This window comes from Dehalococcoidales bacterium (genome assembly GCA_028716225.1).
Lineage (GTDB): Bacteria > Chloroflexota > Dehalococcoidia > Dehalococcoidales > UBA5760 > UBA5760.
The window spans coordinates 148,977-167,221 of record JAQUQE010000003.1 but is presented as its reverse complement, the minus strand read 5'-3'; the positions used below and the strand labels follow the sequence as shown (position 1 = coordinate 167,221).

At 57.1% G+C, this 18,245-nt stretch carries 12 protein-coding genes; 4 read left to right on the top strand and 8 right to left on the bottom strand.

Annotated elements, in window-relative coordinates; translation table 11 throughout:
- Nucleotides 1-20 precede the first annotated feature (20 nt).
- Nucleotides 21-3,488 carry a transcription-repair coupling factor gene (mfd, locus tag PHI12_03395; protein ID MDD5509845.1) on the top strand — a complete coding sequence of 1,156 codons (3,468 nt, stop codon included), beginning with the start codon at nucleotides 21-23 and terminating at the stop codon, nucleotides 3,486-3,488.
- Nucleotides 3,489-3,517: 29 nt separating this feature from the next.
- Here mfd and PHI12_03390 read toward each other — a convergent pair whose 3' ends face one another.
- The 3 genes from PHI12_03390 to PHI12_03380 are packed head-to-tail and all read right to left on the bottom strand — an operon-like array spanning nucleotide 3,518 to nucleotide 5,742.
- Nucleotides 3,518-4,717 (bottom strand): M48 family metalloprotease, encoded by a 1,200-nt coding sequence (locus PHI12_03390; GenBank protein MDD5509844.1) that lies wholly within the window; start codon nucleotides 4,715-4,717, stop codon nucleotides 3,518-3,520.
- A gap of 12 nt (nucleotides 4,718-4,729) precedes the next feature.
- Complete coding sequence (locus tag PHI12_03385) at nucleotides 4,730-5,296, bottom strand: LemA family protein (GenBank protein MDD5509843.1); 567 nt, start codon at nucleotides 5,294-5,296, stop codon at nucleotides 4,730-4,732.
- Nucleotides 5,297-5,328: 32 nt separating this feature from the next.
- Nucleotides 5,329-5,742, bottom strand: a complete 414-nt coding sequence (locus tag PHI12_03380) for a zf-TFIIB domain-containing protein (protein ID MDD5509842.1) — start codon at nucleotides 5,740-5,742, stop codon at nucleotides 5,329-5,331.
- Nucleotides 5,743-5,897: 155 nt separating this feature from the next.
- Here PHI12_03380 and proB point away from each other — a divergent pair, with 155 nt between their 5' ends.
- From proB to PHI12_03365, 3 genes are read left to right on the top strand one after another with little or no spacing between them, the layout of a single operon-like run.
- Nucleotides 5,898-7,025: a glutamate 5-kinase gene (gene proB, locus PHI12_03375; GenBank protein ID MDD5509841.1), complete on the top strand. Its 1,128-nt coding sequence runs from the start codon at nucleotides 5,898-5,900 to the stop codon at nucleotides 7,023-7,025.
- 15 nt (nucleotides 7,026-7,040) lie between these two features.
- A complete protein-coding gene (locus PHI12_03370) occupies nucleotides 7,041-7,313 on the top strand; it encodes a hypothetical protein (protein ID MDD5509840.1) in 273 nt (90 codons plus the stop codon).
- A gap of 38 nt (nucleotides 7,314-7,351) precedes the next feature.
- Complete coding sequence (locus PHI12_03365; GenBank protein MDD5509839.1) at nucleotides 7,352-8,626, top strand: glutamate-5-semialdehyde dehydrogenase; 1,275 nt, start codon at nucleotides 7,352-7,354, stop codon at nucleotides 8,624-8,626.
- Here the strand turns inward: PHI12_03365 and PHI12_03360 are convergent.
- The 5 genes from PHI12_03360 to PHI12_03340 all read right to left on the bottom strand — a co-directional run bounded on the left by PHI12_03360 (nucleotide 8,623) and on the right by PHI12_03340 (nucleotide 18,085).
- Entirely contained in the window at nucleotides 8,623-9,870 is a 1,248-nt protein-coding gene (locus PHI12_03360; GenBank protein ID MDD5509838.1) for a class II fructose-bisphosphate aldolase, read from the bottom strand. The two genes, PHI12_03365 and PHI12_03360, sit on opposite strands and share 4 nt — an antisense overlap.
- A 2-nt stretch (nucleotides 9,871-9,872) precedes the next feature.
- Nucleotides 9,873-10,976, bottom strand: a complete 1,104-nt coding sequence (locus PHI12_03355; protein MDD5509837.1) for an ATP-dependent 6-phosphofructokinase — start codon at nucleotides 10,974-10,976, stop codon at nucleotides 9,873-9,875.
- A 77-nt stretch (nucleotides 10,977-11,053) separates the two neighbouring features.
- Complete coding sequence (glpX, locus tag PHI12_03350; protein MDD5509836.1) at nucleotides 11,054-12,028, bottom strand: class II fructose-bisphosphatase; 975 nt, start codon at nucleotides 12,026-12,028, stop codon at nucleotides 11,054-11,056.
- 239 nt (nucleotides 12,029-12,267) lie between these two features.
- On the bottom strand, nucleotides 12,268-13,434 hold the full coding sequence (locus tag PHI12_03345) for a hypothetical protein (protein MDD5509835.1): 1,167 nt from the start codon (nucleotides 13,432-13,434) through the stop codon (nucleotides 12,268-12,270).
- 268 nt (nucleotides 13,435-13,702) lie between these two features.
- Entirely contained in the window at nucleotides 13,703-18,085 is a 4,383-nt protein-coding gene (locus tag PHI12_03340) for a hypothetical protein (protein ID MDD5509834.1), read from the bottom strand.
- Nucleotides 18,086-18,245 lie beyond the last annotated feature (160 nt).

The window sequence follows — 18,245 nt, the reverse complement described above, 5'->3', positions numbered from 1 at the left end:
AGCGGTGTTTGAGTAGAAAAATGCAGCCGGAAATAACCGGGCTATTACAATTAAGCGCCGAGATGCCGGCCTATCGCCAGCTTATCGACAGGCTGGGTAAGCCGGGCGGCAGTACCAGAGTGGTAGTGCTCGACGCCGCCCGACCGTACCTGATTGCATCGTTATACCACGACCTGAAAAGACCTCTGCTGGTAGTGACGGCTCAGCCCCAGGAAAGCAAAAAGCTTTCCGAGCAGCTGGCAGCCTGGACCGGCTCCACCCGGCTAAGGCTCTTCCCCGAACCAGATACCCTCCCCTACCAGCGGATAACTTCCGACACTGTAACCGAGATGGAGAGACTGCAGATACTCTCCGCACTGGCCGGTGCCGGGGGCAAGCGGAATGCTCCCCTGACGATCACCTCTACCCCGGCACTGATGCAGAAGGTAGCCCCGTACCGCGATTTTAGCTCTACGCATCACACAATCAGGGTAGGCGACAATGTCGAACCGCTCAGCCTGCTGAAGCGCTGGCAGGCGATGGGCTACCGGATAGAAAGCACGGTGGAGGTCCCCGGGACCGTCAGCCGGCGCGGAGGCATCATCGACATCTACCCGCCCTCCGGCGACCTGCCGGCCAGACTGGACTTCTACGGTGATAACATCGACAGCATCCGCCTCTTCGACCCGGTCAGCCAGCGTTCAATGACGAAGGTATCCGAAGTAGCCGTCACCCCGGCAACCGAGCTGCTGGCACCGCTATCAATCAGCAAAGAGGAGCTCAGGCAAGTCTTAGCCAGCATCAACCCGGCCGGCTGCAACGACGGGGTGCGCCGGCAGCTTGAACAGGAGATGGCTATACTGCTCGAGGGAGAGGTATCCGCCAGGATGCTGTTCTACGCCCCGCTGTTCAACAGCGACAGTATCCTGAGCTATCTGCCCCGAAACACGCTGATAGTATTGAACGAACCGCGCAGCATGGCTTCAGCCGCCGCAGACCTGGAAGCCAAAGCCGAGGAGCTGCGTACCGAGAAGCTGGAGCGAGGCGAGCTGCCCGCCGGTTTCCCCAGGCCATATTTCACCTGGCATGAACTGGAAGCGGCAATCGCTAAAGAGCAGTGTCTCGCAATTACCGCCTGGGACAAGTCATCCACCGAAGAAACGCTGCGGCTGAACTTCACCTCCACCCCAAGCTACGCGGGCCAGCTGCCGACCTTTATCAGGAAGGCGAAACACCTCCAGAAACAGGGACACCGCCTCATCATCGTCAGCCACCAGGCAAGCCGCCTCTCCGAGATACTAGGCGAAGCGGATATTATCGCTCCCCCCCTCGCTGAAATCAAAGAGGCGCCTGCTCCGGGCTCGCTCAGCCTGATCCAGGGCCTGCTGGCCGAGGGCTGGACCATGAACGGAGCCAGCCACCTCTTTACCGATTACGAAATCTTCGGCTTCAGTAAAGAGCGGCGCCTCACCAGGAAACGTCCGACCTCCCACCAGCTACTCCTAAACGACCTGAGCCCGGGAGACTACGTGGTACATATCGAGCACGGCATCGCCCGGTTCAGCGGCGTCACCACCATGGAGAGCGCCAACACCGAGAAGGAGTACCTGGTGCTGCAGTATGCCGGCGGCGACAGGCTCTACGTCCCCACCGACCAGATCTACCGCGTCAGCCGCTACATCGGCGCCAGCGAACAGCCGCCGGTGCCAAGCCGGCTGGGCACTCCGGAATGGAACCGCACCAAGCAGAAGGCCCGGGCGGCGGCGGAAGAAATCGCCGAGGAACTGCTCACGCTCTACGCCGCCCGCGGTGTCGTGGACGGATTCTCCTTTTCACCCGATACGGTATGGCAGCAGGAGCTGGAGGCTTCATTTCCCTACCTCGAGACTCCGGACCAGAGCAAAGTCCAGCAGCAGGTAAAGGATGATATGGCGCAGCCCAGGCCCATGGACAGACTGGTCTGCGGCGATGTGGGCTACGGCAAAACCGAGATAGCTATCCGGGCCGCCTTCAAGGCGGTGATGGACAATAAACAGGTGGCGGTGCTGGTGCCGACCACCGTACTCGCCCAGCAGCACTTCTCGACATTCAGCCAGAGGCTAGGCGCTTTTCCAATCAGAACTGAGGTGCTGAGCCGGTTCAAGAATCAGAAGGAACAGAATGCCATCATCGACGGGCTGGCTAAAGGCAACGTGGACATCTGCATCGGCACCCACCGGCTGCTGCAGAAGGACATTGCCTTCCGAGACCTGGGGCTGGTCATTATCGACGAAGAGCAACGCTTCGGCGTTAACCATAAGGAATACCTCAAGCAGATGCGGCGGGAAGTGGACGTGCTTACCCTGAGCGCCACTCCCATCCCACGTACCCTCCATATGTCCCTGGTCGGAGTACGAGATATGAGCACTATCGAGACCCCACCCGAAGACCGCCTGCCCATCAAGACCTTCGTTGCCGAATACGACGACAGCCTGATCAGGGAGGCCGTACTGAGGGAACTGGAGCGCAACGGACAGGTATTCTTCGTCCACAACCGGGTACAGAGTATCGCCATGGTCGCCGGACGCCTCGAGCAACTGGTGCCCGAAGCCCGCATCGCCATCGCTCACGGCCAGATGTCCGAGACCGAACTGGAGGCGGTGATGACCGATTTTGCCCGGAGCAAGATAGACATACTGGTCTGTACCACCATCATCGAATCCGGGCTGGATATGCCCAACGTCAACACTCTGATTGTCAACAAAGCGGACAGGTTCGGCCTGACCCAGCTTTATCAGCTGCGCGGCCGGATCGGCCGGGGTACCAACCTCGCCTACGCCTACTTTCTCTACGACCGGGGCAAGCAGCTGACCCACACCGCCGAGAGGCGCCTGAGGACCATCTTCGAGGCCACCGAGCTGGGCGCCGGTTTTAACATCGCCATCAAAGACCTCGAGATCAGGGGCGCCGGAAACCTCCTGGGGGTAAAACAGAGCGGGCAGATCAGCGCCGTCGGCTTCAACCTCTACTGCCGCCTGCTGGCGGAAGCGGTGGAGAGGGAGAAGGACAAACGGTCCGGCGCTGCCGATAAGCCGCCGGCGCCGTCACTGCCCCCGCCGAATATAGACCTGCCCCTGGACACCTATATTCCGGAAGGGTACATCGCCGACCTGAATACCAGGCTGAGCCTCTACCAGCGGCTGGCGGATATCAAATCTTTAGAAGAACTGGAGGACATGGCCTATGAGTGCAGCGACCGCTTCGGCAGGCCGCCCGAGGAAGTCGCAAACCTGCTCTATGCGGTCAGGATCAAGATACTGGCAGCCAGGGTGGGCGTCGAATCCGTCACCGGCGAACACGGCCAGATCATCCTGAGGCTCTTCCCCGGCATGCACTTCGACAAACAGAGGCTCGCTCCACTGGCCGGGGACGGCATAAAGATAGGGCTGACCCAGATCAGACTGAACACTAAACTAGTGGGGGGTCGGTGGCAGAAGGTACTGGAGGAGTTACTGGGCAGGGTGGGCTGACAAAAGCGGAAGGCCGCTGCTACTCAAAGCTAGGTCGAATTGATCCGTCCGCAATGCGGGCACCTGACGGTTGAGTTCTGCAACGCAGGCGGTATCCTGAGCCGGGTGCCGCAGTCGCAGCTGATGGTCTTGTAGGCGTTCATCTGCCAGAGCGCGCCCGAGGTCTCACGTCGCCGCTCAATACCGGCCCGGAAGGGCTCTACCGGCTCCGGCCTGGGTGCCCGGATTTCCACCTCACCGGTCCCGGCTAGGGCCGAACCGGGCAGAACTGCCTTACGCGAACCGCGAACCTTCTCGTAAGCCTGCTCATAGTTAGAGAAGGAGACTCCCGTCATCGAGCGCAGGATGCGGATGCGTTCCGAGATGGGCGGGTGGGTACTGGTCAGGTCGGTAGCGGCCCTGGCTTTACTCCGGAAGGGGTTAACGATGAACATCGGAGCGGTGGCTTTATTGGCGGAGCGCAGCTCCTGAGTGGAGGCAGACAGCTTCTCCAGGGCGGAAGCCAGCCCTTCCGGGTAGCGGGTATAGAGGGCGGAGGAGGCATCGGCCAGGTACTCACGCTTACGCGAGATAGCGAAGTAGATCATCTGGGCGGCAATGGGGGCGATAATCATAAGCACGATAGCTATTATCAGGATTATGCCACCGCCACCACCCGATGACGAGCTGCTCCGGCTGCGGGGCGCCCCACCGAAAAGGAGCGCCCTCGAGGCAAACCAGGACAGCATAACAATGCTGCCGAGCAGGATGCCGCACATAACCATAAGCAGGACATCACGGTTCTTGATATGGGCTATCTCATGACCGATCACACCCTGAAGCTCATCACGGTTGAGCTTATCGAGCAGACCGGAGGTGATCGCCACACTGGCGCGTTTCGGGTCCCGGCCGGTGGCAAAAGCATTGAGAGCCGGGTCGTCGATGATATAGATATCCGGCATCTTTTCCAGCCCGGAGGCAATCTGCATCTCCTCGACGATGTTATAGAGACGGGGATGGTCGCTCTTGGTAATCTTTTTGGCCCTGGATACCGAAAGCAGGATGCTGTCTCCCTGAAAAAGCGCGACTAGGTTCATTATCCCCCAGATGATAACAGCAACGACCAGGCCAGCATAGCCGTTGGCGAAGAAAAAAAAGCCGATCAGCCAGCCCAACAGGAGCAGTATCGCACCGATACCGATGGTAAGCGCAATCGAGCGTCTCCGATTTGAGCTTATCTGTTCCCACATGGCAGCTTCCGACTAAGTAAAACTAACCTTGGGGGCCTCCCTCTCCCCGGCCGCGGTGACTTCGAAGAATTCTCCGGACTTGAATCCGAATGCCCGGGCCACCACATTATAGGGTATCGTCTGGGTGGAGTTGTTGTACTTTAGAACGGAGTCGTTGTAGTACTGGCGGGCGAAGCTGATCCTGTTCTCGGTTGAGGACAGCTCCTCCTGAAGAGCAAGGTAATTCTGATTGGCCTTGAGGTCGGGGTACTTTTCCACCACGGCCAGCAGCCGACCTAAGGCCGAAGTCAATTCACCCTCCACCTTAGCCCGCTCCGCAGCACCGGCAGAAGAAAGCTGCTGGGCGATATTGCGGGCCTTGGTTACCGCCTCTAGTGTCTCCCGCTCGTGCTTGGTGTAACCCTTTACCGTTTCCACCAGATTGGGAATCAGGTCATAGCGCCGCTTCAACTGAACGTCAATCTGAGACCAGGCATTCTTGGTCTGGTTGCGCAGCTGGACCAGCCGGTTATATCCCCCCCCGAAGATAATCGCCAGTACCACCCCCACGATAATGCCGACAATCGCTCCTACAGGCATAGGACACCTCCAGTAAATATTATCCCGTTAGATTATTCCCAGGGCTTGATAACCTCACCCAGAAATTCGATGGCATTCTGCAGCACGTCCGGTTGGTGCGGTGTTTTTTGAAACAGACGGCCAATCAGCTCCCCGACCTCTCCGCCATCGAACCATATCCCCTCCCCCTGAGGACAGAGGTCAACCAGCACTTTTTTCTCCAGGTCTACCTTTTTCATCTTGCGGCGGCAGAAGGGGCACCGGCGCTTCTCCTCTCCGGTATCAACCTCTGCGGCCTCCGGAATATCGCCAAGCAACCGGCCGGCGCCATCCAGTCCCAGAGAACCGAGCAGCAACTCAAGTTCGCCGGCATCAAACCATACCCCGTGGCACGCAGCACAGTAATCAAGCTCGATGCGGTTATGCTCCACGACAATCATATCGCTCTGACAGACCGGGCATATCATCGAAATCAAACCTCGGGCTTTTTCTGCAGACCGGACCGGACACCGGGTCTGCCAATGGCTATAATGATACAACCGCCGGATAAGATTCGCAATCTCTTGTCCAACCTCCCCCCACTTGCTATAATGAATCAAGTCCCCACCAGGTTAGCGGTGCGATGGGTAAAACCAGGGAGCCAGCATACAAGCGCATAGTGGCCAAGCTCGGTACCGGTCTGCTTACCGGCGGCAGCGACCACCTGGACCAGGAGATAATGTCAGGCCTGGTCAATCAGGTGGCCCGGCTCCACAAGCAGGGCCGGGAGCTGATCATTGTCTCCTCGGGCTCAATCGCCCTGGGCAAGTACCGGCTGGGACTGTCGCGGAAAATCAAGGGCATCCCCTACCGCCAGGTGCTGGCCGCGGTAGGGCAAAGCCTGCTGATGCATGTCTACGACCAGCTTTTCCAGCAGCACGACATCACCGTAGCCCAGGCCCTGCTGGCCAAGGCAGACCTTATCGACCGGGCCGGCTACTTAAACGCCCGCAATACCCTGCTCGCCCTGCTCGAGCTCCGGGTAATACCGGTCATCAACGAGAACGACGTGGTAGCTGTCGAAGAGATTAAAGAGGCTAAATTCGGCGATAACGACAACCTGTCGGCGATGGTGGCCAACCTGGTCGATGCCGACCTGCTCATCCTGCTGTCCGACATCGCCGGGCTGTATACCGCCGACCCCCGCAGCAACCCCGACGCCACCCTCATTCCCCAGGTGGAAAAGATCGACGCCCGGATCGAGAGTCTGGCCACCGGCACACTGAGCAGCCTGGCCACCGGCGGTATGGTCACCAAGATAGAAGCCGCCAAACTGGCAACCGCCTCAGGAGTAACCCTGGTTATCGCCGACGGCATGGAGCCGGACATTATACTGAAGCTGGCCGACGGCCAGGCAACCGGCACCCGCTTCCTGCCCGCCAGCAGCAAGCTCGAGAGCCGCCAGCGCTGGATGCTCAGCGGCCTTTCCACCAGGGGCAAGCTGATAGTGGACCCGGGGGCTGCCGCGGCGCTGAAGAAACGGGGCAGTCTTCTTGCCGCCGGCATCGAGCGGGCCGAAGGCAGATTCGAGCGGGGCGACATAGTCAATATCTACGACCACGACAAGTCCCGTATCGGCTGCGGCATAACCAACTACAGCTCCCAGGACATCGGTATTATTAAAGGTGCACACTCCAGGAAGATCACCACCCTCCTCGGCTATGACTACGGCTCGGAAGTGGTTCATCGGAATAACCTGGTAGTGCTTTAGAAAGAGAGGTTCGCTTTGGACATCGGAAAACTTTACAGGGTCGACGGCAGTGAGTTTCTCGTCGACGTGGACTACCGGTTCCATGATGAATCACCGGTAAGCTGGTGGGGAGAACTGGTACCCAAAGAGTACCGGCGCCTTAACGACGGCGACGGCTACGTTATCGAGCTGAAGGACGGACGCAGGGGCAGATGCTCTCTGATAAAGCGGGTCAACCGGGCAGTAAGCGGGACGCCTCCGCTCTACCACTACCAGTTCAAGGGCCGCGGCAAATTCGAGCAACGATAATCAAGGGCTGCATAGAGACGAAATAAGGGGGGAGAACCATGACATCACCACTTGCGGAACTGGAAGCAAAGGGCAAGGCGGTTAAGGCTGCCTCCCGCCGTATGGCCTGCATCTCCACCGGAGTCAAGAACGAGGCTTTGCGCAACATCGCCGCCGACCTGTCCGCCAGAAAGGATGAAATACTGGAAGCCAACCGCATCGACTACCGGGCTGGCGAAGCCTCCGGGATGGGAACGGCAATGCTCGACCGCCTGATGCTCTCCGCCGAACGCCTCGAGGCCATTGCCCAGGATGTCCTTACCGTGGCCGCTCTGCCCGACCCAGTGGGAGAGGTCTTCGATATGCGTACCCTGCCCAACGGTCTGCAGCTGGGCAGAAAACGGGTGCCCCTGGGGGTAATCGGCGCCATCTACGAAAGCCGCCCCAACGTCACCATAGACATCTCCGCCCTCTGCCTGAAGTCGGGTAACGCCATTATGCTGCGGGGAGGCAAGGAGGCAATTCATTCCTCCGGCGCCCTGGCCAGGGTGGTCCAGGAGGCGGCAGACAGAGCCGGCATCCCCGACGGCGCGGTACAGTTCATTGAGAACACCGACCGCTCTCTGGTCGGGCATATGCTCAAAATGAGCGGCATTATCGACCTCATCATCCCCCGCGGCGGCGGCGGGCTGATCAAATTCGTCACCGAAAACGCCGCTATGCCCGTGGTCAGCGGCGGGATAGGAGTCTGCCATACCTACGTAGACCGCAGCGCCGATCCGGACCAGGCGGTAGCGATAGCCTATAACGCCAAGGTGCAGCGCCCCACCGTCTGCAACGCCCTGGATACCCTGCTCGTCCACACCGACATCGCCGGGCGCTATCTGCCGCTGGTGGCTAAGGAATGGGCCAAAGCGAGCGTGGAGATGCACTGCGACGAGCGGGCTTTAGCCATCCTGAAAAGAGACCCCTCTCTGAAGCTCGTCCCGGCCGTCGAGGAGGACTGGGGAAAGGAGTTCCTGTCGCTAACGGCCGCAGTAAAGGTGGTGAACTCCCTGGACGAGGCACTGGAACATATTGAGCGCTACGGCTCCGGCCATTCCGAGGCCATTGTCACCGAGGAATACCAGCCGGCGATGCGCTTCCTGAACGAGGTCGATGCCGCCTGCGTCTATGTCAACGCCAGCACCCGCTTCACCGACGGCAGCCAGTTCGGCCTGGGAGCCGAGGTCGGCATCAGCACGCAGAAGATGCACGCCCGCGGCCCTCTGGGTCTCAAGGAGCTGACCAGCTACAAGTGGATTATCTTCGGCAACGGACAGGTGCGGCCCTAAGACACGTACCGTTCGACCAGCGCCACGGTATCGGTGACCGCTAATTTGTGAAAGAGCAGGGCGAAGCGCTCTTCCAGGGTATCCCGTATTTTATCCAGGTTCTCCGGCGGCAGGTCCCACATCTCACGCTTGAAATCGCCGAAGGCCTTCTTACGAGTCTTGTACAGGAACTGGTCCTCGGTATCGTCGGGCTTTTTCTCGCTCCGGTATTTGTCCTTGAGGTGGGCGTTGATTTTAGCCATTAAATCCTCAGGGAAATAAGGACTCTCGTAGATGATGTTCTGGAATCCGGTGGCCAGGTGCACCTCGACCGTGTTCACCCGGGGAAAGTTGTCGAAAGCCGTATCGGGCAGCGTCGAGGCTCCGTGCTGCACCGCTCCGGCCAGTCCGTATTCCCGCCGCGCCGCTTCGGATAGCTTCTCCAGGGTCTCGAAATCAACCTTCACCTTGACCAGCGAACCGTCCGGCATGACCACACCGCCGTGCGCGGTCCCGGTCTGAACGCTGATTTTGGAGATGCCGGTCACGTCCGGCCCGAGACGCTCGAGATATCCGGACATAAACGCACGCAGGTCCGCCACCGTGCTGTTCTGCTTGCCGACCTCGCCGATTTCGCCGCCCACGGAAATGGTAACACCAGGCGGTTCGATGCCGCGGATGAAGCGGGTCATATCGGCGGTGACCACGCAGTTGTTTTCCTGCTGCTCTTCCAACGACGGCCGGGTCAGGTCGACCAGAGTCGAGGCATCGATGTCGATGTTATAGAATCCGGCGTCCACCGCCTCCCGGATCAAGTCCCGGACGGAGCCGAGCTCGGCATCCGCCCCGGCCTGAAATTTCTTGGCGTTTACCTGAAAGTGGTCGCCCTGAAGGAAGACCGGGCCGCGGAAACCTTCCCGCACGGCAGCCGCCAGCACGCAGACGGCATACTCATCCGGACGCTGGGCGGTATAGCCGATCTCGGAGCGGGCAATTTCGAAGATAAGAGCCCCGACCCGGTGCGCCAGAGCCGCCCTGAAGACCGCCCGGGCCACCTGGTAGGTAATACCCCGGATATTGATCGCCGGAACGGACTTGCCCGAGTAGAGCCCTTTCCCCGCCGCCTGATACAGACCCTGGATGCTGGCCGGGTAGGCTCCATGAGCGGCGGCAATCTCCCGGATACGCCGCCGGCAGTCGGCCCGGATAGCATCGTCGGGACTGAAGACGGCGTCCTTCACCAGAGCATCAATCTCGTTTTTCATTTCTACTGCTGCCTCCTATTCGTATTGTTTCGGTCGCCCAGTATGGTGCGGCGACCGTTATACCGCTCCGCATCGTACTGCGTTGCGACATCGACAAAGCCGGTGCGGCCGATAACGCACTCTAGCGGGCAGGCGGTAATCCGTCCGTTTTTCAGGCACACCATCTTACCGAAGTCGTTGGCAGTCACCAGGTCGACCGCAGCAATGCCGAAATAGCGGCCCATCCTGCGGTCGTAGGCACAGGGCGCTCCGCCCCGCTGGAGATGGCTCAGTTTGACGCTGCGCGTCTCGAGAACGGTGGCCCGCTCGATTTCCCGGGCCAGGGCCTCGGCAATACCGCCGAGCTTCTTATGCCCGAAAGCATCGAGGCTGGACTCCCGGACGAACTCGGCGCCGCCGACCGGCTTGGCACCCTCGGCGGCTACAATGATATTGTACCTGGCTCCGTCCCGCCGGCCCTCCCGGACCAGCCGGTAAATATTCTCCGGCACGAAATCACACTCGGGGATGAGGATGATGAAGGCCCCGCTGGACTCGCCGCCCTCCAGGGCCAGCCAGCCGGAGTGCCGCCCCATCGTCTCCACGACGAAAATCCGCTGGTGGGAGCCGGCGGTAGTGCGCAGGCGGTCGATTTCCTCGGTAATCACATTTACGGCAGTCTCGAAGCCGAGGGTGTAATCGGTCTCGGGGAGGTCTTTATCGATGGTCTTGGGGATACCGACGACACTTATGCCGGCCTGATGCAGGCGGTAGGCGACGCTCAGGGTATCGTCGCCGCCGATGGCGATGACGGCACTCAGGCCGAGCTTCTCGATGTTGTCCAGCACCGTCTGGGTCCGGTCGTTCTCGGGGTTGCCGGGGTTGGTCCGCGAAGTCCCCAGCATGGTGCCGCCATACCGGTCCCAGGTACGGACTATCTCCTGGTCAAGCGGCAGGGTAGTAACCTCCAGCAGCCCCCGCCAGCCATCCCGGATGCCGATAACCTCGTAGCGCAGCCCTCTTTCCCGCTGCAGCCTTTCGTCCAGGGCCGTTTTGACCACCCATTTTATGGCCGGATTGATGCCGGCACAGTCACCGCCGCCGCTGAGAATACCAATCCGGTTCACCTGCATACCTTCCCCCTTCTGCTGCTTTCCGCCGGGACCGCCCCGGCATATCAAAACAGTATCGCCTTAAGAGGCGATCAATCGGTAGAGATGCCGTCGAGCTTGTTAAGCCGGTTGAAGTTGTGGGACGAGTCTATCCAGCGTACCGTACCGGAGAGGCCCCGCATCGCCAGCGACTGGGTGCTGGCACCGCCGCTGAAATAGTGAACCCCCCTTAAGAGCTCGCCGGTACTGACGCCGGTGGCAGCGAAGAAGACGTCGTCACTGGTGATGAAGTCCTCGGTCTTATACACCCTGTTGACGTCCGCCCCGGCCGCCTCGGCCGATTTTCTTTCCGCTTCATCACGGGGCCAGGGCTTGGCCTGGATGCAGCCGCCGATACAGCGCATCGCGGCGGCGGAGAGCACCCCCTCCGGAGTGCCGCCGATACCCATCAGCACATCGACGCTGCGTAAAGGCAGCGCCACGTCGATGCTGGCGGCTACGTCGCCGTCGGTGATCAGCTTCACCCTCGCTCCGGCATCTCGAATATCGGATATCAGCTTCTCATGGCGGGGCCGGTCCAGGACCACCACGGTAACGTCGGCAACCTTTTTACCCTTGGCCCTGGCTATGTTATTCAGGTTATCTTTAACCGGTGCTTCAATGTCGATACAGCCGACCGCCTCCGGACCGGTGACAATCTTGTCCATATAGAAGAACTCCCGTGGGCAGTGCATCGAACCCCGCTCGGATAGGGCGATTACCGATATCGCTCCGGGCAGACCGCGGGCAACCGAGGTGGTGCCGTCGACCGGGTCGACGGCGATATCAACCTTCGGACTGGAGCCGTCTCCGATCCTCTCCCCGATATAAAGCATCGGGGCCTGGTCCTTCTCTCCCTCACCGATGACGACGATGCCATCCATCTGCACCTGTCCCAGCAGGTGACGCATCGCGCTGACCGCAGTCTTATCCACCAGGTTCTTGTCACCCCGGCCCATATAGCGGGCCGAGGATAAAGCAGCCGCCTCGGTGACACGCACCAGCTCCATGGCAGTATTTCTCTCGATCAAGTCATCAGAATGCATCGGACACCTCCAGCTATCATTTTGAATAACCGAACCTACAGCTATTCTATGTTGAAAAAGGGAATTCTTCAAGTCCTATCATCCGGAATACGGCTAAGGCCCCTATCTGAAAACTTTTAACGGAACAGGGTTTTATACAGTGAGGAAAGTGCACGAAAAGAATGGCCGACAAAAAGTCATTTTAAGAAAGAAAGTCGGGCCATAATATGATGAACGGTTACCTAGTCAACTGAACCATGCCAAGATGAGGTATTAATTTCCTCCGAGATAGCCACTACATAAGCACTTTGGGTTGTGGGATCATAGGCAAGGAGTGCAAGTTGACCGCTGGGATTTGTCGGCTTGTCACCATACCAGTTCCAGGAACCAGTGTCATCGGCTGCCGGGCGAAAGCGAGTTATGGCCATATCATACATACCTTCCAGGTTGCTAGCTTCGTCTTCCGGAGTGCTGCCGAAAGGACCGCCGTTCTCGGTAAAACCTACGTGGGGGTATACCCAGTATTCGAAACCGGGATCTAGACCTGAGACTGTCCAGGTGAAAATTATCCGGGCCGGGAAAGTACCCCACAGTATTTTGGCATCGGTAATATCACCGGTGGGCTCTACTTCCCAAGACGAGACGTTGACTTGCTCCGAGATATCCACGACGCAAGCGCTTTGGATTGCGGGATCATAGGCTAGCAGGGCGAGTTGACCAGAGGGATTGGTTGGTTTACCCCCATACCAGTTCCAGGAACCAGTCCCGTCGGCCGCCGGGCGAAAGTGGGTTATGGCCATTTCATACATACCTTCCAGATTGCTAGCTTCGTCTTCCGGAGTGCTGCCGAAAGGGCCACCGTTCTCAGTAAAACCTACGTGGGGGTATACCCAGTATTCGAAACCGGGATCTAGACCTGATACCGTCCAGGTAAAGATGATCCGGTCCGGGGAAGTACCCCAGGAAATGCTGGCATCGGTAATCTGACCGGTAGGGCCTGACTCTGCCGCACCTATAACCACATTGGAATGTACTTCTTCCGACCAGGCACCGTTGTTGTCCTGAACCTTAAGATAGATAATATGTACACCTCCCGATAGCCCGGAGGTTTCGAATGAAGCCTTGCTGCTCAGTTCCCCATCAATACTGGACCGCCAGCGATAGGCAACTACTGTACCATCTATATCGGTACCGTGGCCGTCAAACGAAATTACCTCACCTGCCAGAGAGTCGGCAGGTAATATCGAATCTATATAGGCAACCGGTGGTATGTTGACAACCGGAGACGGTTCTGGTTCAGGCGAAGGGCTCGGAGTGATTGTCGATTCGGTGGGGAAGAACAGAGCGCAACTTCCGGATAGTAGACCAATTATAACAACACTTGCTATTACGCAAAGGGTCTTCTTCATTACAGCCCCTCCTGCCCTGGTAACAGTATATCTCTAAAGCCATCTTAGAGTCTATTTAATGAGACACGTAAGAGGCCAAAGAAGCAAGCGCAGACAAGCGGACAGGAATCAAGAAGAGCAAGAACCACACAAGTCATCTATGGTGTTCGACAAACTGGCTGAATGTTTTATAACATCCAACTTCGTAGTTCACTATCGTAAAGAAAGAGCCCCCCGAAATTCGGGGGGCTCTTTTATCTTGCCAAGCCGTTGTCCTTAAGGCTTGAGCTTATCTCCTGCTTCGGACAATCAGGACAATGACCACTACCACCAGTGCCGCGCCGATGCCGATCATGGCGTAGATCCAGGTCGGGGTGATCTGCTGGGTGGCCGGGATATCGATCACTACCGGCTCGGCCGGTTCCAGTTCGGGCGGTATAACCTCTTCAGCAGCGACGGCGAAGGTGCCGATATCGCTCTGGGAAAGCATAGCGCCGTCCTTCCAGGCGGTTACCTGCCAGTAGTAGGTGGTCTCGTAGTCCAGGGTGCCCGAGTGGGCATAGGCAGTACCGGTGACGTCAGCAGTAGCCAGGGCGCCGGAGAGGTCGGGGTTGGCGGAGATGACGAAGCTGTAGGTGGTGGCGTCGTAGACACTGCTCCAAGAGAAGCCGACTCCGGTGCGCTGGGCAACTACCGCACCCTGATCAGGGGCGATTAGTTTGACCGCGTTAGCCGAAGAGGCCTCGATGGTGAAGCTCCATGTCTCCGACCAGGGGCTGTGGACGCACTCACAGTCGGTGTCGGCTTCCCTGACATGCCAGGTGTAGGTCATGCCACACTCGAGGTAGTAATCCATGATCTTAGATACGGTATGAGAATTAAAATTCTCCTCTGTAACCGTATATTCTTTAGTGCCGTCGATAAACAGTTCGGGTGGGTCGCCGGTGATTTCGACATCATCCCATGAGATGATAATGTTGTCGTCCTCATCCATGATTTCGATGTCATAGCTGCATGAGCAGCACATCCGCTCCCACTCGAGGGTGAAGTTAGCGGCGTCGCAACCAGCACATGGCTCGCAGTCAAGAATGGCTTCGTCAGCCGGGCTGGTGAGAGTGGGGCCGTGCTTGGCAGCGCAGTCTTCGTAGCTCCAGAGGCTGCCATAGTGGTCGTTATCTCCGGAGCCGTCAGTGACATCATACTGCTGCGCATCAATTGCCCAGAGAATGCTATTGGTATCCAAGCTCAGGCAACCGCAAATGCGGAGCCCACTGGGTTCATTATCAAACCATTCGGTTGGGATACAGGAAAAACCAGGATTTTCGCTTCCTACGCACTCTGTACCCAAGCCGCAGATGAGGTAGTCCCAGTCCTCAGTGCCGCAACAGGCAGTCTCACAGGGGTCGAGGTTGCGTGCTACTCCACTATATACCTCATAGCCATGAAAATCACCATCCACCTCATCGTAAGGGGATACGAATCGGTCACATATTTCTTCATCTGGATCTATAAAAATTGTGTCGGTAACTGCATACAAAGTACCGTCGCTTCTCCCGACAGCGATACCGTAGTAACCATACTTAAAAGCATTCATGTTGGTCCAGTCCGTACTGTCGCCAATCACCCATCGGTAGATACCGCCACATATGCCAACCGGCTCGCTCAGGGCGGCGTAGATGGTGCCTTCACAGAGGGGGTCACAGGCGATGTGGGCCGTACCCAACCCGGGCAGGTCTGCCGTCTGCTCCCACGTGTCGCCGCCATCGCTGGAATAGGCCACCGCTTCGTCACCGTAACCGGCGACGACGATCAAGTCCTCGTTGCAGCAGGCGGCGATGGTGTGTCCCGAATCGATTCCGGTATCGACTGGGTCACTCCAGCGGCGCCCGTATTGGGTGGACATTGAGAATTCGCCTTCGTCATTAATAAGGTAGACGATATTATCGCTTTCCACGGCAAAGTCCCAAATGTTTATCTTGGTAGCAGGCGGCTCATTCCAGCATTGGCCGCAGTCCCGGCTGCAGAACATCTGATCTTTGCCAGCTAAACCGAGATAGACGGTGCAGCAATCCTCATCGGTGTCACACGGAAGTCTGAGCAGGGGCCAACCGTAATCTTCATCTCCCATCCAGTCACCGTGGAAAACGCGCTCCCATGTGTCGCCTTCATCGTAGCTGCGCCAGATGCTGTCGCAGCCACAATAACCGGAGGCGTAGCCACCGCCCATGCATGGAAATTCGCCGCTGCGTACCTCCTCGTTAATAGTGGAGAGGTAGATGACGGAGCAGTCGGGGCAGACGGCCACGTCGGAGAGCCAGTTAATATCAGTATCGATGAGGCCGATTTGATTGAAGGAAATGCCATCATCCAGGGTTACCGAGAAGGCGGACTCGTCAAGAGGAGTGCCGGTATCATCTCGTCCTTCTGATACGTATGCCCAATCATCTATTGTTCCGCTGGTGGTGGTGTATTCCTTATCACCATCCGGGGTGTACATGACCAATGCCATATAGAAGCCGGAGGGGTCTTTACAGGCGCCGTCCCACTGGGGACAGCAGAAATCAAGCTCTTCAGTGTGCCAGACCCTGACACCTTCGCAGCAGTTAGCTAAGATATACTCATCGTCATCATTGTCGTACTGGATGAACTCTCCGATCATCAACTTGCCAGTGTTGGCATCGCCATGAACGTCAATGCTGGCGAGTAGGGGTTCACCGGACGGACCACATACCGGACTCAGGGAGTTGTTGTCAGAGCGAAAGACATAGCCTCCCATTAGAAGATTAGTCATGTTGCGAGCATTAACGTATAAAAAAACAGTTCGGGCTCCGGGATCAGATCCATCGTAATCAGCTGGCAGAGCCAGGCCAAGACATCTTCGGTAATAGGGGTCGACTTGTAATGCATCGCCGTCTGACTTGATTTCAGTAGCGGTGGGGAAGCCAGCTTCATCATTCCACGAGCCGCCGCTACTTTCCCAGATACCCGATTGGATAAATGGATAATTGTCGTCATCACCAATAACGAGGCAGACGATAGTATCGTCAATTTCAAAGTTCGGCGAGAATGCAACGGCAAAAACATGCAATGATATATTGCCAGTACCCATACCGTTGTCCCAGCCTAGATAATCAGTAGTATCTGATGTGTCTTCCCAGGCACCTGTGAGCCAAGTACCCGCCTTGAGGCGGTATATCGATCCGTACCCCGAGCTGTCCATCCCAGCTACAGCAATATTGTGGATATCGTTTACTTCAATTGATACCGCCAGATCGAAGGCATAAATCATTCGTAACGTATTGTCAGTCATATCACCAGTGTAGCTGAAGTTATCACCACCGTCCTTGGAGGCAACAACCCATACGGGATTCGTGCCATCACTACTATAGCCAGCCAGGGCAATCCAGTTCTCATCATCCGGGGCTACCGCCACGTCGGTGAGAGAAACAAAAACATCGCCAACTGGTAGATTAGCGGCACTGGTGACATTATCTGTTATATCCTTCCAGGTGACTCCTCCATCGGTGGATTTGACTAGGGCAAAATCATTATTGGGATCACCGACCCCAACGCAATTCTCATTAATCTCAAGAACGGCGTAGATTGTATCGCCATCACCGCCGATATCGTAGTCGAGGATATCTGAGGCAGGCAGGATGATCATATCCTCCCAGCTGGGAGTGTTAACGATGCCCCAGTCCATACCACACGCGGAGGAGTGCTTAGTCGGCGTCAACATCACAGCAACAGTACCGTAACACCCAAAGCCGTATCGAATATGAGCACCGATATCGGCAGGTATTTCATTCAAAGGGATCTGAAATTCATATACCCGATGTTCGTAGGCCACCGAAGAGGTGTATTGAAATCCACTCACACCCCATTGTTCCTCAGCATCGGTGACGCGGAATTCTCTCAGCTCACCGTCCACTGTCAGATAGAGCGCCCCCCAATCTTCTTCATCAAGGGTATTGTCCGCGGTAACCTCAACCGCAGCATACAAGAAATGTTCGTCAGAATGTAACCAGCCGTAGGTATAGCCATCTGGATGTGGAGTGTCCGGTTGCCAGAATACGGTGAAGTCCGGTTCCGTTGACTCTTGCAGCCAACCATCGACACAAATGCTACCATTGTCAACAAGTGTATAGCTTAGGGTTTCCCCTTGCTGAATGCGCGGATAATACAGAGGTACACCATGTCCTTTACCGAAATCCTCTTCCATTGCTTGCATGACTAGTGTTGCGTTATCGGGGACGTTCTCCCAGACCACTTCCAAAGTGCTATTCCAAGCATCACAAACGTCATATTCAGGGGACATTACTTTGGTCAAGACACTTGCGCTACTGCCAATATTAATAGCTGATTTAGGAGCGAATATAGCTGTACCTTTTTCCAGCGCCAAGTAGTCCACAAAAGCACCATCATGCCCATGCTGAGTTAGCCTGACCCTGAGTTGACCGGCACCGTTACCTAGTGGCAATCGGCGAGTCTCATAATCAGAGAAGCTGAGTTTGCCCTGTAGCTGCCAATAACCATTCTTGAATATCAGAACATCGTAACTACCTCCATCACTATCCTGGTCAGCTAGAGCGCTGAGACTCGCGCCTACTAATAGCGCTGATACCAGTATTATTGCGAAAAGCACACCAGCAAATCTTCTCAACTGAGACACATTCATACCTCCACTAGTCTTTATCTATGTAAAGATGAACATAAAACGTGGATTCTAGCTGATATTATACACCACGTGTCAATACGAGTCCGAGACCGAAGGACAGGCACTCTGTTAACACTTTCCCTTTTTTAACGCTCGATTTGACGCTCCCCGCGCA

Bases quoted from the DNA above. Each gene is read 5' to 3' on its own strand.
- mfd (MDD5509845.1), top strand. From the start codon at position 21: ATGCAGCCGGAAATAACCGGGCTATTACAATTAAGCGCCGAGATGCCG.
- PHI12_03390 (MDD5509844.1), bottom strand. From the start codon at position 4,717: ATGTGGGAACAGATAAGCTCAAATCGGAGACGCTCGATTGCGCTTACC.
- PHI12_03385 (MDD5509843.1), bottom strand. From the start codon at position 5,296: ATGCCTGTAGGAGCGATTGTCGGCATTATCGTGGGGGTGGTACTGGCG.
- PHI12_03380 (MDD5509842.1), bottom strand. From the start codon at position 5,742: ATGATATGCCCGGTCTGTCAGAGCGATATGATTGTCGTGGAGCATAAC.
- proB (MDD5509841.1), top strand. From the start codon at position 5,898: ATGGGTAAAACCAGGGAGCCAGCATACAAGCGCATAGTGGCCAAGCTC.
- PHI12_03365 (MDD5509839.1), top strand. From the start codon at position 7,352: ATGACATCACCACTTGCGGAACTGGAAGCAAAGGGCAAGGCGGTTAAG.
- PHI12_03360 (MDD5509838.1), bottom strand. From the start codon at position 9,870: ATGAAAAACGAGATTGATGCTCTGGTGAAGGACGCCGTCTTCAGTCCC.
- PHI12_03345 (MDD5509835.1), bottom strand. From the start codon at position 13,434: ATGAAGAAGACCCTTTGCGTAATAGCAAGTGTTGTTATAATTGGTCTA.